The organism is Actinocrinis sp., assembly GCF_035653575.1.
In the GTDB taxonomy this organism is placed as follows: Bacteria; Actinomycetota; Actinomycetes; order Streptomycetales; family Catenulisporaceae; genus Actinocrinis.
This window is the reverse complement of sequence record NZ_DASRBQ010000148.1, coordinates 1-15,914: the sequence shown is the minus strand read 5'-3', so window position 1 is coordinate 15,914 and position 15,914 is coordinate 1. Positions and strand designations below refer to the sequence as shown.

General features: G+C 69.8%; 17 protein-coding genes, 1 pseudogene and 1 riboswitch. Of the genes and pseudogenes, 6 read left to right on the top strand and 12 right to left on the bottom strand.

The annotated features are described in order from the left end of the window. Positions 1-879: serine hydroxymethyltransferase (gene glyA / locus VFA06_RS20440; protein ID WP_324842256.1), on the bottom strand; the 879-nt coding region annotated here is incomplete at its 3' end. A 32-nt stretch (positions 880-911) separates the two neighbouring features. Then, a riboswitch (ZMP/ZTP riboswitch) is annotated at positions 912-1,023 on the bottom strand. A gap of 8 nt (positions 1,024-1,031) precedes the next feature. Continuing rightward, the gene (locus VFA06_RS20435) at positions 1,032-2,297 is read right to left on the bottom strand and encodes a class I SAM-dependent RNA methyltransferase (RefSeq protein ID WP_324842255.1); all 1,266 of its coding nucleotides are present in this window, start codon (positions 2,295-2,297) and stop codon (positions 1,032-1,034) included. Positions 2,298-2,613: 316 nt separating this feature from the next. Here VFA06_RS20435 and VFA06_RS20430 point away from each other — a divergent pair, with 316 nt between their 5' ends. Further along, the gene (locus VFA06_RS20430) at positions 2,614-3,273 is read left to right on the top strand and encodes a TrkA family potassium uptake protein (RefSeq protein WP_349260264.1); all 660 of its coding nucleotides are present in this window, start codon (positions 2,614-2,616) and stop codon (positions 3,271-3,273) included. Beyond that, entirely contained in the window at positions 3,273-3,932 is a 660-nt protein-coding gene (locus VFA06_RS20425) for a TrkA family potassium uptake protein (protein WP_324842254.1), read from the top strand. The genes VFA06_RS20430 and VFA06_RS20425 overlap by 1 nt, the downstream gene beginning before the upstream one ends. A gap of 117 nt (positions 3,933-4,049) precedes the next feature. Here the strand turns inward: VFA06_RS20425 and VFA06_RS20420 are convergent, their stop codons facing one another. The 4 genes from VFA06_RS20420 to VFA06_RS20405 form a co-directional block, all read right to left on the bottom strand. Continuing rightward, on the bottom strand, positions 4,050-4,706 hold the full coding sequence (locus tag VFA06_RS20420) for a DUF3159 domain-containing protein (RefSeq protein ID WP_324842253.1): 657 nt from the start codon (positions 4,704-4,706) through the stop codon (positions 4,050-4,052). Between the two features lie 300 nt (positions 4,707-5,006). Further along, entirely contained in the window at positions 5,007-5,753 is a 747-nt protein-coding gene (locus VFA06_RS20415) for a DUF3710 domain-containing protein (RefSeq protein WP_324842252.1), read from the bottom strand. Positions 5,754-5,824: 71 nt separating this feature from the next. Next, a complete protein-coding gene (gene dut / locus VFA06_RS20410; RefSeq protein WP_349260265.1) occupies positions 5,825-6,286 on the bottom strand; it encodes a dUTP diphosphatase in 462 nt (153 codons plus the stop codon). An 80-nt stretch (positions 6,287-6,366) separates the two neighbouring features. Further along, the gene (locus tag VFA06_RS20405) at positions 6,367-7,005 is read right to left on the bottom strand and encodes a PaaI family thioesterase (protein ID WP_324842250.1); all 639 of its coding nucleotides are present in this window, start codon (positions 7,003-7,005) and stop codon (positions 6,367-6,369) included. Positions 7,006-7,094: 89 nt separating this feature from the next. Here VFA06_RS20405 and VFA06_RS20400 point away from each other — a divergent pair, with 89 nt between their 5' ends. After that, positions 7,095-7,610 (top strand): DUF3093 domain-containing protein, encoded by a 516-nt coding sequence (locus tag VFA06_RS20400; RefSeq protein WP_324842249.1) that lies wholly within the window; start codon positions 7,095-7,097, stop codon positions 7,608-7,610. Positions 7,611-7,668: 58 nt separating this feature from the next. Here VFA06_RS20400 and VFA06_RS20395 read toward each other — a convergent pair whose 3' ends face one another. Further along, positions 7,669-7,962, bottom strand: a complete 294-nt coding sequence (locus VFA06_RS20395) for a DUF4193 domain-containing protein (protein WP_324842248.1) — start codon at positions 7,960-7,962, stop codon at positions 7,669-7,671. 209 nt (positions 7,963-8,171) lie between these two features. On the opposite strand from VFA06_RS20395, the gene VFA06_RS20390 reads away from it, so the two are divergent. Continuing rightward, a complete protein-coding gene (locus VFA06_RS20390; protein WP_324842247.1) occupies positions 8,172-8,690 on the top strand; it encodes a gamma carbonic anhydrase family protein in 519 nt (172 codons plus the stop codon). A gap of 13 nt (positions 8,691-8,703) precedes the next feature. Here the strand turns inward: VFA06_RS20390 and VFA06_RS20385 are convergent, their stop codons facing one another. Both VFA06_RS20385 and VFA06_RS20380 read right to left on the bottom strand, forming a co-directional pair. Next, positions 8,704-10,092: a HAMP domain-containing sensor histidine kinase gene (locus VFA06_RS20385; protein WP_324842246.1), complete on the bottom strand. Its 1,389-nt coding sequence runs from the start codon at positions 10,090-10,092 to the stop codon at positions 8,704-8,706. Between the two features lie 10 nt (positions 10,093-10,102). Further along, entirely contained in the window at positions 10,103-10,759 is a 657-nt protein-coding gene (locus VFA06_RS20380; protein ID WP_324842245.1) for a response regulator transcription factor, read from the bottom strand. Between the two features lie 436 nt (positions 10,760-11,195). Between VFA06_RS20380 and VFA06_RS20375 the strand changes: the two genes are divergently transcribed. After that, positions 11,196-11,372 (top strand): hypothetical protein, encoded by a 177-nt coding sequence (locus VFA06_RS20375; protein ID WP_324842244.1) that lies wholly within the window; start codon positions 11,196-11,198, stop codon positions 11,370-11,372. 411 nt (positions 11,373-11,783) lie between these two features. Here the strand turns inward: VFA06_RS20375 and VFA06_RS20370 are convergent, their stop codons facing one another. Both VFA06_RS20370 and VFA06_RS20365 read right to left on the bottom strand, forming a co-directional pair. Beyond that, a complete protein-coding gene (locus tag VFA06_RS20370) occupies positions 11,784-12,605 on the bottom strand; it encodes an inositol monophosphatase family protein (protein ID WP_324842243.1) in 822 nt (273 codons plus the stop codon). 37 nt (positions 12,606-12,642) lie between these two features. Next, positions 12,643-13,722: a ferrochelatase gene (locus VFA06_RS20365; protein WP_324842242.1), complete on the bottom strand. Its 1,080-nt coding sequence runs from the start codon at positions 13,720-13,722 to the stop codon at positions 12,643-12,645. 230 nt (positions 13,723-13,952) lie between these two features. On the opposite strand from VFA06_RS20365, the gene VFA06_RS20360 reads away from it, so the two are divergent. Then, entirely contained in the window at positions 13,953-15,275 is a 1,323-nt protein-coding gene (locus VFA06_RS20360) for a D-arabinono-1,4-lactone oxidase (RefSeq protein WP_324842241.1), read from the top strand. Between the two features lie 96 nt (positions 15,276-15,371). Here the strand turns inward: VFA06_RS20360 and VFA06_RS20355 are convergent. Next, positions 15,372-15,914, bottom strand: a pseudogene (locus VFA06_RS20355) (tRNA dimethylallyltransferase); the annotation flags it as partial.

Genomic DNA, 15,914 nt, shown 5'->3' with positions numbered 1-15,914 from the left:
GTTCGCGACGATGTTGGCCGCGTAGTCCTTGAAGGAGGGCTGAGCGGCCTCCTTGAGCGCCACCGCGATGGCCGCCGTGGTGTGGTTGTGCGGACCGCCCTGCAGGCCCGGGAAGACCGCCTTGTCGATCGCCTTGGCGTGCTCGGCGGTGGACAGCAGCATCGCGCCGCGCGGGCCGCGCAGGGTCTTGTGCGTGGTGGTGGAGATGACGTCGGCGTGGCCGACCGGCGACGGGTGCGCCCCGCCCGCGACCAGGCCGGCGATGTGCGCCATGTCCGCCAGCAGGATCGCGCCGACCTCGCGGGCGATCTCGGCGAAGGCGGCGAACTCGATGGTGCGCGGAATGGCGGTGCCGCCGCAGATGATCAGCTTGGGCCGCTCGCGCAGCGCGATCTCGCGCACGTCGTTCATGTCGACCCGGCCAGTCTCCTTGCGCACGCCGTAGTGCACCGGCCGGAACCACTTGCCGGTGACCGAGACCGGCGAGCCGTGCGTCAGGTGGCCGCCCATCGGCAGGTCCATCGACAGGACGGTGTCGCCGGGGCTGAGGAAGGCGAGGTACACGGCGAGGTTGGCCGGCGAGCCCGAGTACGGCTGCACGTTGGCGTGCTCGGCGCCAAACAGGGCCTTGGCGCGCTCCACGGCCAGCGTCTCGACCGGGTCGATGACCTGCTGGCCCTCGTAATAGCGCTTGCCGGCGTAGCCCTCGGAGTACTTATTCGTCAGGACGGTGCCGGTGGCCTCGAGAACCGCGGTGGAGACGTAGTTCTCCGAGGCGATCAGCCGGATCTTCTCGTACTGGCGGCGCGCCTCGGCCTGGACCAGGTCGGCGATCTCCGGGTCGGTCGCGGCGAGGTGCGGTACGGCGGGCTCGTGCATGTCTGCCTCCATCGTTCGCTGATCTACGGTGGGGCGAACACCCAGGCGCACGGTGCCCACTCGGAACGGCGGGCCGCTCCCCGGTGGTTACGCCCACCTAGTCGGCCTGTCTGTCACGCCGAAGCGCCAGTCGCGGCTCGCCGGAACCGATCCTACCGACCGGCCCGCACGAGCGTCCCCACACATTCCACATGATGGGTCATCGGGAACAGATCGAAAGCCCGCAGGTCGGCGAGGGTGTAGCCGTGGTCGGCGAAGTAAGCCACATCCCGGGCCAGCGCCGCCGGATCACAGGCGACATACGCGATGACGCGCGGCCTGAGCGCCGCGATCCGCTCGACCACGCCGCGCCCGGCGCCGGAGCGCGGCGGGTCCAGCACGACGACCTCGACCTCGAAGTCCTCCGGGGCCTGATCCAGTGCCTTCTCGACCTTCTCCTCGACGAGCACCACCTGCTCGAGCCCGGCCAGGTTCGCGGTCGCGTCCGCCACGGCGGCCGCCTCTGACTCGACCGCGACGACCTCGCCGTCCGCGCCGACCGCCTCGGCCAGGCTCGCGGCGAAGAGCCCGACGCCGCAGTACAGGTCCATCGCGGTCTCCCCCGGCTGCGGCTTGACCGCGTCCATGACCGCGGCCACGAGCACGTCGGCCGCCGCGGGGTGCACCTGCCAGAATCCCGAGCCGCTGACCTTCCAGGTACGGCCGGCGGCGACCTCACGCACGTGCGCGCGACCGTGGATGCGTTGCGTGCCACCCTTGCCGTCACCACGCAGAACGGATACGGGAACGTCCAAGTCGACGAAGGGCACGCGCTGCCCTGGCTGCGGCGTCACCACAACCGCGCGGTCCGAGGAACCGGTCGCTGCGATCACTTCTACGCCGGCCATGTTCGGCCAGGTACGCGATTCGACGCCTACCTGCTCGACCTCAGGCGTCGCGATGATGCAATGGTCGATCGGCACGACGTCGTGCGAGCGGTGCTTACGCAGCCCGATGCGCCCTTGGTCATCGACGGCGAACTGAACGCGGCTGCGCCAGCCGAGCCCGTCAGCGCTGCCAGGCACCTCCTCGACCACGACCTCGCGATCGATCTTCGCCAGCCTGTGCAGCTGCTCGGCGACCACCGCGGCTTTCAGCCTGCGCTGCGCTTCAGGCGTCACATGCTGCCAGTCGCAGCCCCCGCACTTACCCGGCCCGGAGAACGGACACGGCGCTTCGACGCGGTCGGGCGACGCCGTCAGGATCTCGATCGCGTCGGCCCGCAGGAAGCGATCGTTCTCCGCGCCTTCCGTAACCTGGGCGACGACCCGCTCACCCGGCAGTGCGTGACGCACGAACACTGCCCGGCCCTCATGCCGAGCGATGCAGAATCCGCCGTGCGCTACCGCGCCGACCTCGACTTCAAAGCGCTCCCCCACCAGGCTCGTTCCGGCGGATTCGGCGGCCGCGCGGCCGGCCCGAGGCTGTCGTGCTTGCGGGTTCGCACGAGCGGAGTTCGTGCGGGAGGCGTAACGAGCGGGCACAGGGGGATCCGATCTACAGCGGAGGACCGCGCCGGGCGGCTCGGTCGGGCTCAAATACCAGGGTAGGACCTGCGGCACGCCCCGCCGGACGGCCGCGAACCCCGCCCTGGGCCGCGCGCCCGACGGATGATAGACACAGAGCGGCAAGACGCCGGCGCCGCGCCTTTCGCGGCCAAGACGAGCGCCACAGACGACCGAGGAGACCAGGCAGTTGCATATCGTGATCATGGGCTGCGGCCGCGTGGGTTCCGCGCTGGCCCTGAGCATGGAGGACCTGGGGCACTCGGTCGCCGTGGTCGATCAGGATCCGAACGCGTTCCGCCGCCTCGGCACGGGTTTCGCCGGGCGGCGCGTGACCGGCACCGGGTTCGATCGTGACACGCTCGCCGAGGCCGGAATCGAGGGCGCCGGGGCTTTCGCGGCGGTCTCCAGCGGAGACAACTCGAACATCCTGGCCGCGCGCGTCGCCAGGGAGACCTTCGGCGTCGAGAACGTCGTGGCCCGCATCTACGACCCGCGGCGCGCGGAGATCTACCAGCGCCTCGGCATCCCCACCGTGGCCACGGTCCGGTGGACCGCGGACCAGATGCTGCGCCGGCTGCTGCCGGCCGGGGCGGACGAGCACTGGCGCGACCCTTCCGGCACGGTGGTGCTCGCCGAGGTGCACCTGAACCCAGGCTGGGTGGGCCATCGCGTCTCGCGGCTGGAAGACGCCGCCGGCGTGCGTATCGCCGCCCTGACGCGCCTAGGGCACGCCATGCTGCCCAGCAACGACACCGTGCTGCAGGAAGGTGACCTCGCGCACGTGGCCTTGCTCGCCTCGGAGCTGCCCAAGGTCGAGGAGATCTTCGCGAAGGGACCGGGACACTGATGCGCGTCGCCATTGCCGGAGCCGGCAACGTGGGCCGCTCCATCGCCGTGGAACTGCTGGAGAACGGGCACGAGGTGCTGCTCATCGACAAGGAGCCGCACCAGATCGCGGTGGACGAGCTGCCGCGCGCCGAGTGGCTGCTCGCGGACGCCTGCGAGATCGTCTCGCTGGACGAGGCCGGGCTGCAGCGCTGCAACGTGGCCATCGCGGCGACCGGGGACGACAAGGTCAACCTGGTGGTCTCGCTGCTGGCCAAGACCGAGTACGGCGTGCCGCGGGTGGTGGCCCGGGTCAACCACCCGAAGAACGAGTGGCTGTTCAACGACGCCTGGGGCGTGGACGTGGCGGTCTCGACGCCGCGCCTGATGTCGGCGCTGGTCGAGGAGGCGGTCTCGGTCGGCGACCTGGTGCGCCTGCTGCGTTTCAGCCAGGGCGACGCGAACCTGGTTGAGCTGACCCTCCCGGCCAACGCGCCGCTGGTCGGCACGGGGATCGGCGAGGTGACCTGGCCGGAGGACACCGCGCTGGTGGCGGTCCTGCGCGGCGGCCGCGTGCTGGTGCCGAGCCCGGAGAATCCGCTGGAGGCGGGCGACGAGCTGCTGTTCGTGGCGGCTCCGGACCGTGAGCAGCAGCTTGAGGAGCTGCTCTCGGCCCCGTAGGCCGCGCCCGGACGGAAGTCTGACGCCAGCGCTCCGCTGGCTGCCCCGAGTTCTCGGATAGGCAGCCAGCGGAGCGCGTCGTTTGGTGCGGTAACTCGTCGGTTCTGTCTGTCGCTGCTAGACCTGCGCGGGCAACGGTGCCTTTTTGATGACCCGCCAGCACACGAAGACGACCGCGATGTACAGCGGATACCCGAGCACGACCTTGGCGGCGCCGAGAGCGGTGATCTGGTTAGCGAGGTAGAGCGGGATCTCGACGATGACGCGCAGCGCGAACATCGCCGCGAGCAGCCAAGTGGAGATCGTGAACACACGCAGCCGCTCCGGGTGGTCGCGCCAGGACATCATTTCGCCGGTGATCGGGCCGATCACCACGCCGACGATCGGCCAGCGCACCAGGGCGCTGACGGTGAACAGCACCGCCTCCCCGACGTTGAGCAGCACGCTCGGCAGGTAGAAGTCCTTCGCCTGGCCCGTGTACTTCGCGAACGCGGCACACATCACGACGCCGAAAAGGCCGCCCAGGGCGTGCTGGAGCTTGTCCCGCTGAACCAGCCGCATCACGGTCAGCGCGGCCGCGACGGCCACTGCCGACCACAGCGACGCGTTCAGGCTCCTGGTGGCCGTGAAAACGACGATGAAGACGATGCTCGGCAGCCCGGTCTCGGTCAGCCCACGCTTGCCGCCGAAGTTGGCGAGGATCGACTCCTTGTACGCCTCCAGGCGCTCTTCATCGGTGGCTTCTACCGCGGCGCCGTCACGCGGTTCCGGCACCGCGTCGCCGGTTTGAGGAGCAGCTGTGCCCGATTGAGGAGCAAAAGGGGACGGAGCCGCCTCGGGCGGGGGGAAAGCTGACATGCCGTGCATCGTAGCTAAACACGCCGCGGCGGTGTTGCATTCGGCGCTACGGATGAAACCCGGGGCTTCAGGCGGCTGTAGGCTCCACGCCGCTCGGCGCTGGGCGCCTCACGCCGTGTACCCTGCGCCGCCGCCCCGGGTTTCATCCGTAGTGGGGTATCCGGCCGAATGAACGCCGGATTTGACCCCCACCGCTGCGGTGAATAGATCAGTCGCTTACCGGACTTCGGTGATCTCCGGTCCGCGCTCGAACGGGTTGAGCCCGCCGCTGTACGGCGAGGCCGCCTCCTCAGCCGGAGCCGGCTCCGCAGGCTGGGCGTTCTTAGGCATCGTCATCGGGATCGGGTCACGCGGAGCCATCGCCTCGGTACCGCGTACCACCACGATCTCCTTGAACACCTGGTCAACCCCCGCAGCGGCCTCAGGCTGTACCGCACCGAGGCCGTACACGACGCCCCGCAGGAACCAGCGCGGTCCATCGGCGCCCACGAAACGCATCACCTGGATGCCCTGGTTGCCGTCGGGCAGCCGGACCGGCACGCGAGCCCGCAGCTCCGGGCCGAGTTGCCCGATGCCGCGGTCGACGATGCCGCCCTGCTTGGTGATCTCCACCGCGATCTCGTCGCACACGTCCGACCAGATGCCCTCGCTGCGCGGCGCCGCGAAGGCGTTGACCTGCAGCGCGCTCTGTCCGAGCTCGATCCGGATGGCCACCAGCTGGCCCTGCTCGGTCATCTCGACCCGGATGTTGCCGGCCGCCGGGACCAACAGGCCGCCAAAGTCGATCCGGCCTTCGTGAGGGTCGTCGAGCTCCGCCGCGTCCCACGGCCCGTTCTCGCGGCCGGAACCCGCCTCAGCGGCCCGCCGCGCGCCGTCCTGCGCGTCCTCGTAGACGTCGTCGGCCGACTCGTCGAAGCCGTCGTCCGGCTCCTGCTCCGCGTCGCGCCCTCGCCGTCGGAACATCGTCTCGTCTCCCCATCCTGTAACCACTGTCCGCGGCTGTCCGCGTCCGACTGTAGATCGCCGCGCCGCGCCTATCGGCCGGTGGACCCGAAACCGCCCGTGCCGCGCGCCGTATCAGGCAGCTGCGCGACCTCGCAGAAGCGGGCCCGCTCGACCCGCTGCACCACGAGTTGGGCGATCCGGTCCCCCCGGTGGAACACCACGGGGGCGTTCCGGTCCAGATTGACCACGATCACCTTGACCTCGCCACGGTACCCCGCGTCCACCGTTCCAGGGGAGTTGACCAAGCCCACTCCGTAGCGGGCCGCGAGGCCGGAGCGGGGATGCACGAACGCTGCGTAACCCTCCGGCAGCGCGAGCGCCAGACCGGTGGGCAACACGGCCCGCTCTCCTGGCTCCACGACCGCGTCCACGGCGGTGCGCAGATCAGCTCCGGCATCACCCGGATGGGCGTACGCGGGCAAGGGAAGGTCGGGGTCGAGGCGGGTGACCAGCACGTCCAGGTCGGCGCCGAAGGCGTCTGCGTTGGCCAGTCCGGCACCGGCGCCTTCCGGGGCGGCGCCGTTCGAGTCGGCGCCGGCGTCGTCCCGCCGCGTGCGCTCCAGCTGATCCGTCACGGGTTCACCTCGAAGGCCCGCAGCATCCTGTAGTCGTCCGGCTTGTCCAGCACCGCTTGGACCTCCTCGGCGCGGCCGTGCTTGGCGAAGTGGCCGAGCTGTACTTCGACGAACAAGGCGGTGGCTCGGGCCGCCAGTTCGCCGTCCGGGTCGTCGAGGCGGCCCTCGGCGCGGTGGTAGAGCTTGCGGCCGTGCTTTCCCACGCAGCGCGCGGAGAAGTGCACGGTCCTGCCGAGCGGGACCGGCCGGATGAAGTCGGTCTCCAGCCGTCCGGTGACCGCGGGAATTCGCATCATCCAGTGCAAGGCGCCCATGACCTCGTCAAAGGCGAGGGAGAGCAGGCCGCCGTGGATGAGCCCGGGCGCGCCCTGGTGGGCGGGCCCCACCTCGAACTGCGCCTGCACCGCGACGCCCTCGGCGGCGAACACCCGCAGGTGCAGGCCGTTGGGCTGTTCGTCACCGCAGGCGAAGCACATCGGGTAGTGCTGGCCGAGTTCGGTGCCCGGAGACGGAGCCTGCGGATGGCGCCGCGGGGCCGTGGCGTCCGGCGGCGGGGTGGTCGGCGTGAACGGCCCGGAGCTGTCTTGAGCTACGGCGTTCGGTGCGGGCGGCTGGCTCACGTCGGGTCTGCTCACGCCCCGAACCTTACTCGTGAGTCAAGTTGTGTCCGTCCCGGCGGGGGGCGGGTTCTGCGGCTCTCGCTCAATGTGTGACGCTAGGCCCCATGAACTCACGGCTCGAACAGACTGTGCCGGATCAAGGCGGCAGCGGCGAGCGCGCCACGGGCGGCACCGGTGTGCGTTACCACGAGAAGCTGCGGGCACCGCTGTCCTACTGGTTCATCGGCTTCCTGTTCGGGCTGAGCCTGGCGATCATCATGCTCGTGGTCGGCCCTTGGTGGTCACTCGTCGCCCTCGTCGCCGGGACGGCACTGAGCGAGTACGCGGTGGTCGCCTACGGCAATCAAGTGATCGAGATCTCGGCGGACGGGACGCTCAAGGCCGGCTCCGCCACGCTGCCCGCCTCCGCCCTCGGCCCGGCTCTGGCCCTCGACGTGGAACGCGCTCGCGCGCTGCGCACGTACGAGGCGGATCCGCGGGCGTTCCTCCTGTTGCGCAGCTACATTCCGACAGCGGTGCGCGTGGAGGTCGCTGACCCGGCGGATCCGACTCCCTACCTGTACCTGTCCAGCCGCCGGCCGAAGCAACTCGCGGCGGTGGTCAACGCGCTCCCACGCTGACCACCGCCGACGGCCCGGACGCCCGGAGACGCCGCCCATCCGCCGGCGGCGACCCGGACTATGCGCAGTCGCGGCAGACGCTCTGCCCGTTGCGCTCGTACGCCAGCTGCGACTGGTGGTGCACCAGAAAGCACTTGGCGCAGGTGAACTCGTCGGCCTGGCGCGGCAGCACCCGGACGCTGAGCTCCTCGTTGGACAGGTCGGCGCCGGGAAGCTCCAGCGACTCGGCGTCGCCCTCGTCCAGGTCCACCACGGCCGCGGTCTTGTCGACCCGGCGTGCCTTCAACTCCTCCAGCGAGTCCTCGCTGAGCTCGTCGTCGGTCTTGCGTGGCGTGTCGTAATCGGTGGCCATTTCTCCCTCTCCCCCTTCAGGCGGTTCTCTGGTTCTGGGCACGTAACGTTTCGGGAGCCGGACTTGTGCCCGATCCGAGGCGCAGATTTTGCCGTACTTCAAGGGGTGTTACGCAACCGACACCCTGCGCCCTCCGCCGAAAGGGTGATCTGGCAGGATGTTCCGACCCCCGGTCGCTGCCGACTACCCCGTCATGGAAGGTTTGCCCCATGCCGATCTACGCCTTGGGCGACCATGTTCCCACCCTCCATCCGGACGCGTTCATCCACCCGGACGCTGTGGTAATCGGGCAGGTCAGCGTGGGGGCGGGGAGCACCGTCTGGCCGGGCGCGGTGCTGCGCGGGGACTATGGAAGCATCACGGTTGGGAAGCGCACGTCGGTTCAGGACGGCGCAGTGGTGCACGCCACCGAGGAACTCGCCACCGTGATCGGCTCAGAATGTGTAATCGGTCACATCGCGCATCTTGAGGGCTGTGTGGTCGAGGATCACTGCCTCATCGGCTCGGGTTCGGTGGTGCTGCACCGCGCGGTGATCCGTAGTGGGGCACTGGTCGGTGCGGGGGCGGTCGTGTCTCCCGGGACGGAGGTTCCCGGCGGGGCGATGGCTTTGGGCGTTCCGGCGAAGATCCGGACTGATGCGGTACCGCCGGGCGCCTTTGATGACGCGGTGGCGCGTTACGTGGCCAACGGTGCCCTCTATGCGAAAGAGCTACGGCGGATCGGCTGATCAGTCCGGCCGGTTAGGCCGCGATGCTCGGCGCGGGGATCCAGACGCGCACAATCAGTCCGCCCTCCGTACGCGGTTGCACCGCGATGTGACCGCTGTGGGCCGACACGATGGCGCGGACGATCGACAAGCCGAGACCCGCACCGCGGTCCGCGGGGTCTCTCGGGCCGCTGCCGTTCGCGTGCAGTCTGCGGAAGGGCTCAAAAAGACCCTCCGCCGCCGACTCGGGCACGATCGGCCCGCTGTTGGCCACGACGAGCAGACCGTGGGTTCGTTGGTCGTAGGTGACCACGTCGACCCAGCCGCCGGGCACGTTGTAGCGCAGCCCGTTCTGGATCAGGTTCGTCGCCACGCGTTCCAGCAGTGGTCCATCGCCGAACGCTGCGGCGTGCCCAAGGTCGGTGCGGACGACGACTCCCCGCTCGGCGGCCTCGGCTTCACACTGCGCGGCCGAACGTTGCGCTACCGCGGCGAGGTCCACGGGGGACGGATTGACGAGTGCGTTATCGGCGCGGGCGAGGGCGAGCAGACCTTCGATCATGCGCTCGGAGCGTTCGTTCGTGGTCAGCAGCGCCCGTGCGAGCTGCTCGGTCTGCGGGGGCAGGTCAGGATCAGCTAGCGCGACCTCCAGCAGGGTGCGGTTGATCGCCAGCGGCGTGCGCAGCTCGTGGGAAGCGTTGCCGGTGAAGCGACGCTGGCTCTGGAAGGCGAGATCGAGGCGGTCGAGCATCTCGTCGAAGGTGTCGGCCAGTTCACGCAGTTCGTCGCTGGGGCCGTCGAGCGAGATCCGGGTGCGTGAGGCGGCATCCGGCCGGTGTGCGATACGCCGGGCGGCGGCGGTAACACGGCTGAGCGGTCGCAGCACTCGGCCGGCGATCCAGTAACCGGCACCGAACGCGACGACGCTGGTCGCAGCGAGCCCGAGCAAGGACGAGATGACGATGCCGCGCAGCGTCTCCGATCGCTCGAGGCGGTTGCACAGGGCCGTCTGAGCGGCCGTCAGTTTCAAGCCCACGGCCCGGTCCGCCTGGGTCAGCGTGCACGACGCCGGGAGGTTGGCGCGCGGGTGGTTGAGCCGCCAGAGCACCAGGAGATAGATCAGGATGATCAGCACGATCCCGGCGCCGATGAACAGCGACCCGTAGATGAGCGTGAGGCGGGCGCGCACCGTCAGGCCGCGGCGCCCGGCGGGACGGCGGCCGAAGGGCGGAGCGGCCTCGCTGACGGCCGTGTAGTGGCCTGACGCGGTCAGCGGCACGACCGTCTGGGCGAGCGGGTCCGGCACCCTCGGTTCGACCCGGTGCGGCCCTGCTGGACCCATAGAGGCCGGCTGTGCGGCGTTCGGCGGACCCGGGTCGGGGATGCCGCCGCCGAGGGTGCTCGCGTTCGGATCGATGTCCATTGCTGGCTTCTTACGCGATGCGGTAACCGGCGCCGGGCACGGTAAGCACCACCGGCGGGTCGCCGAGACGCTTGCGCAGGGTCATGACGGTAACGCGCACCACGTTCGTGAACGGGTCGGCGTTCTCGTCCCACGCCTTCTCCAGCAACCGCTCGGCGGTCACTGCGGTGCCGTCCGCACGCATCAGCACCTCCAAGACGGCGAACTCCTTGGGTGAAAGGGTGATCGGCTCACCGTCTCGAGTCACCTCGCGGCGCGCGGGATCCAGGCGCAGCCCCGCCCGCTCGAGCACGGGAGGGACCGGTGCCACCGACCGGCGACCCAGCGCACGCACTCGGGCGACGAGTTCGGCGAACGCGAAGGGCTTGCCGAGGTAGTCGTCCGCGCCGAGGGAGAGCCCGGCCACCCGGTCGGAGACGTCCGAAGCCGCCGTGAGCATGATCACCCGAGTCGGGGAGCCGGAGGAGGCGATCAGCCGGCAGACCTCGTCCCCGGACAGCGCGGGCAGATCGCGGTCGAGCACCACGACGTCGTAGTCGTTCACGCTGCTGCGCTCCCAGGCCGAGGCCCCGTCGTAGACCACGTCCACGGCCATGGCCTCCCGGCGCAGCCCGGTCGCGATGGCGTCGGCCAGCAACTGCTCGTCCTCGGCGACCAGCACCCGCATGATCGGTACGCCTCCGCTTCACACTCTGTTCGGATCAATTTCACATCGTCTTGATTGCGCACCGCGTCCTGAATTCACGCGGCGTTCGACCCACCGACGACCGGCCCGAATACGCTTCGCTCGGCCGGCGGCCCGGCTCGAGGAAAACAGGCTGCCGCACCGCGTGTAAAGAGCGGGTCAAGATAATTCCGGGCGCCCGGAGCTGGTTTGGCGGCGAGCGCGTTCGGGAACGCCTGACCCAGGTGGCTCAACCCGCCGAACCGGCGGCGTGGGCACGAACTCGTGAGTGCGGCAGAACCTCAGAGCAGTACCAAACCCTCGTACGACCAGCAAGGCGACCCTCGATCCAGCGGCCTCTCGGCCTCGACCTCCACGGCTTTGGGCGGCACCAGGACCCTCACCCGGCGCCCCCGTCCCCCGCGCAAGGAGCGAACCTATGGGAGAGTTCTCCATTCGCCTGCGTCAGCGCATCTTCGAGACGGAGACGGCCCTGCGCCGTGCGATGTACGCCAAGGATCCCTACGGGGTCCAAGTGGAGCAGGGCGAACTGGACTCCCTGCTGCGCATCGCCGCAGAGCACGGCGTTGACGTAGCGCCGCCCACCGCCGCCTGATCCGGCTACCGGACGGCCCGAACTTCCGACCAGACCTCACCGATCGCCCCACGCCCTCAGCGGCGCGGGGCGATTTCCGTCTCCGAACCCGCGACGCCGCGCAGGGAAGCAAAAGCGAAGCAGGCCGCGCACCCCCAACCCGCGCCAACCATCAGCCTCACACCCAGCGCTGCGCACATGCCTCACGCCCGCGCACCAGCCTCGGCGGCCCGCCCTCAGCGCCGCAGACCAGCCCTCAGCCCGCGCACCCGCACCGCTGCCGTCCAACCTCGGCCTGCACACCCGTCAGCCCGCACGCCCCTCAGTGCCGCGCACCAACCCCCCAGCCCGCGCATCCTTCATCAGCCCTCAGCGGCACTCCGTGGCCCTCAGTGCCCCCCTCAGCGGCGCACTTCTCTCCGTGTGGGCCTGTTAATAATCATCATCATCCGCCCCGAGTTCGACCAATGCGTCGTGCAGCGCACTGAAGGTGCCGTGAGGTGCGGCAATGGACATCTGCTCGCTCGCCGCCGCGCCGTGGAAGCCCTCGACGACCGCGCCAGCTTCGATGGCGATGAGCGTTCCGGCGCAGCGGTCCCAATGGTGCGTTCCGCGCTCGTAGTACCCGTCCAGACGCCCCGCGGCTACCGCACACAGGTCTAGCGCGGCTGACCCATTGCGGCGAATGTCGCGCACCCGTGGCAGCAGCGCCCCCGCGATCGCACCCTGACGCTCTCGCCGCTCGGCGCGGTAACCGAAGCCGGTGGCCACCAAAGCCGAACCGAGATCCGTTGCAGGCCTTACGCGCAGCCTCGTGTCGTTACACCAAGCTCCGGCACCGCGTACGGCCGTGTACACCTCGCCCAAGCGCGGCGCGGCGACGACTCCAGCGACCGTTACGCCATCGACCTCCACACCCACGGATACCGACCAGTGCGGTAGGTCGTAGAGGTAGTTCACGGTGCCGTCGATCGGGTCGATCACCCAACGCACCGCGCCATGTCCCATCTCGGCGCCGCGCCCGGAGTCGGCTCCGCCTTCCTCACCAAGGAAGGCGTCATCGGGTCGCTGTTCGAGGATCAGCTCGCGGATGAGCGCTTCGGCGGCGGTGTCCATCTCGGTCACGACGTCCGTCGGGCTCGACTTGGTGTCCGCGACGCCTAGGTCGGCCGGTCGACGCTCCACCGCGAGCCGGGCCGCCTCGGATGCGGCGGCGCGGGCCAATTCCAGCAGCTTCCAGGGATCTGGCGTCACGTCAGTCCGTTCAGTCGCTTCGGTTCGGGCGGGTGCATCAGTCCGACCCGCACAGCGCGGGCTTCTGCGCACGGGGGTTAGGGCAGCATCCGGCACGGCACACGTCCGGCATGACGCCTAGGGCGCTGAGTGCCTTCGGCTCCGGTTGCTCGCCGCGCGCCCGCGCGGCGCGTTCGAGCACGAGGTCGCGAATGGCGGCGACGAACGCCGGGTCGGTCCCGACCGTCGCCGCGCGGGCGAAGGGCAGGCCGAGCTTGGCGGCCGTCGCGGCGGCCTCGGTGTCGAGGTCGTAGACGACCTCCATGTGGTCCGACACAAAGCCGATCGGCACCGCTACCGCCGCAGGCAGGCCGCCGCCCGAGCGCTCGCGCAGGTGGTCGCTGATGTCCGGCTCAAGCCATGGCTGGCTCGGCGGGCCGCTGCGGCTGCAGTAGGTCAGCGAGCGGGGCCTGTCGGCGACGCCGGTGGCGCGCTCGACACCCTCCGCGACCAGTTGCACGATCGCCTCGTGCTGCTCGACGTAAGGGCTCGACTCTGCGAGGACGAGGGGAAGCGAGTGCGTGACGAATACCAGCTCGGCCGCGTCGCGCACCGACTTGTCGAGCGTCTCCAGGGCCTCGACGGTCGAGCGGATCATGGGCTCGACGAAGCCGGGATGGTCGTAGTAGGCGCGGATGCGGTCGAGTTCCAGGGCCGCGGTCGCCGCTCCGCCTGCCGCTACCGCCGCGGCCAGGTCCTCGCGGTACTGCCGGCAGCCCGAGTACGACGAATACGCCGAGGTGACGAAGACCACGGCACGCCGCACGCCGTCGTCAGCCATCCGGGCGAGCGTGTCGGCCAGGTACGGGTCCCAGTTCCGGTTGCCCCAGTAGATCGGCAGGTCGAGCCCGTGCTGCGCGAAGTCCTGCTCGAGGGCGGCGATCAGCGCGCGGTTCTGCCCGTTGATCGGGCTGACCCCGCCGAACTGGAAATAGTGCGCGCCGACCTCGACCAGGCGCTCCTTGGGGATGCCCCGGCCGCGGGTGACGTTCTCCAGGAAGGGCACTACGTCGTCGGGCCCCTCAGGGCCGCCGAAGGACAGCAGCAGCAGGGCCTCGTACGGGCTGGCCAAAGACATGAAGCCATCCTCGCACGCTCGGCGTGGGCCGAAGCGGGCGGCACCGGGGTGGCGGGCAACATCGAAATTACCTGAAGTCCCTTGACGCCCGGCCGCATGTCGCGTTGGCTACGCACCGCAGAACCAACCCGGGCGGCACAATTCCGCGCAGGAGCGCCTTGCGCCGCGTGCCGGCGCGAGACCGAACGCAGGAAACCCCCGCCGACTTGACGAGATGGGCAATCGAGGCTGTGAGCACTGAGGCGACCTCCACGCCGACCCGTACGTGGACCAACTGGGCCGGCAACCAGAAGGCCCGGGTCAGGCGCATAGCCACTCCGTCGAGTACCGCCGAGGTGGCGCAGACCGTGCGCGAGGCCGCGGCCCAGGGCCTCGCGGTCAAACCGGTCGGCAGCGGCCACTCGTTCACCCCGGTCGCGGTGACCGACGGTGTACTCATCCGGCTGGACAACCTGACCAGGCTGCGGTCCGCGGACAAGTCCTCCGGGCTGGTCACCGTCGAGGCGGGCATGGGCCTGTGGCGTTTCAACGAGCTGCTGGCAGAGCAGGGCCTCGCGCTGACCAACATGGGCGACATCCAGGCGCAGACGGTCTCGGGGGCGATCGGCACCGGCACGCACGGCACCGGCCGGTCGAGCGCTTCCATCGCCGCGCAGGTCGCAGGGCTCGAAGTGGTGCTGGCGGACGGTTCGATCGTGTCCTGCTCGGCCACCGAGCGCCCCGAACTGTTCGAGGCGGCCCGCATCGGGGTCGGCGCGATCGGCGTGATCACCGCGGTGACCTTCCGCACCGAGCCGGCGTTCCTGCTGGCGGCGCGCGAGGAGCCGATGCGCCTCGAGGCGGTGTTCGAGTCCTTCGACGACCTGTGGCGGGACAACGAGCACTTCGAGTTCTGGTGGTTCCCGCACACCGACGGCACGATGCTCAAGCGCAACAACCGCACCGACGGCCCGGCGGCCCCGCTTTCGCGTGGACGTGCCTGGCTGGAGGACGAATTCCTCTCCAACACGTTCTTCTCCGGCCTGCTCAAGGCCGGTCGCAGCGCGCCGCGCGCCGTGCCCGCCATCAACAAGCTGGCGGCGAAGGCGCTCTCGGCGCGCAGCTACACGGACCGCTCTGACAAGGTGTTCACCTCGCCGCGCCGCTTCAAGTTCCTGGAGATGGAGTACGCGCTGCCGCGCGAGGCGACCGTGCCCGCGCTGCGCGAGGTGCGGCGGATGCTGCAAGACGCCGGGCTGCGTATCGGTATCCCGATCGAGGTGCGTACCGCACCGGCGGATGACCTGTGGCTGTCGACCGCACATGGCCGTGACACCGCGTACCTTGCGTTCCACATGACCGACGGCGTGAATCCGACCGAGTACTTCGAGAACGCCGAGTCGATCATGGTCGCGTATGACGGCCGTCCGCACTGGGGCAAGCTGCACACACGTGACCGGGAGTACCTCGCATCGGCGTATCCGCGCTTTGAGGATTTTCTCGCCGTGCGCGATAAGGCAGATCCGCAGCGCGTATTCGCCAACGACTACACCAGGCGCATCTTCGGCGCCTGACGCGCCCTGGCTGCTCCTCAGCTCGCGTCGAGTCGTTGGACGCTCGGCCTCTCCGCCGAAGCCATCACACTCTGGCGCATCACCAACTGCGACGAGTCACCCGCTGACGAGTCCCAGCGCCGTCTCGTAGACCCCTGCGCCGGTCTGATCGAGCCAGTGCACGTGTGGGTCGCGGCGGAACCAAGACTCCTGGCGCCGCGCGAAGCGCTTGGTCTCCTTCACGGTCTGCTCTCGCGCTTCCTCCTCGGAGATCTCTCCGGCGAGGAAAGCGAGAACCTGCTTGTAGCCGAGGGCCCGGCTCGCAGTGACACCCTCGCGCAGTCCGACGCGCTCTAGCGCACGCACCTCGTCGATAAGGCCTCGCTCCCACATCACGTCGACGCGATGCGTAATGCGCTCGTCGAGCACCGCGCGGTCCGCGGTAAGGCCGAGGCGCAACGTGTGCGGGTAATGCGGGCTGTGGCCGGGCAACGTCGCTGTGAACCGACCGCCGGTCAGCTCGATCACTTCAAGCGCACGCACGATGCGCCGTCCGTTGGATGGCAGGATCGCCGCGGCCGCGCCCGGATCGGCTCCGGCGAGCCGCGCGTGCATCGCGGCGGAGCCAACCTCCGCAAGCTGCGCCTCAAGCTCTGCGCG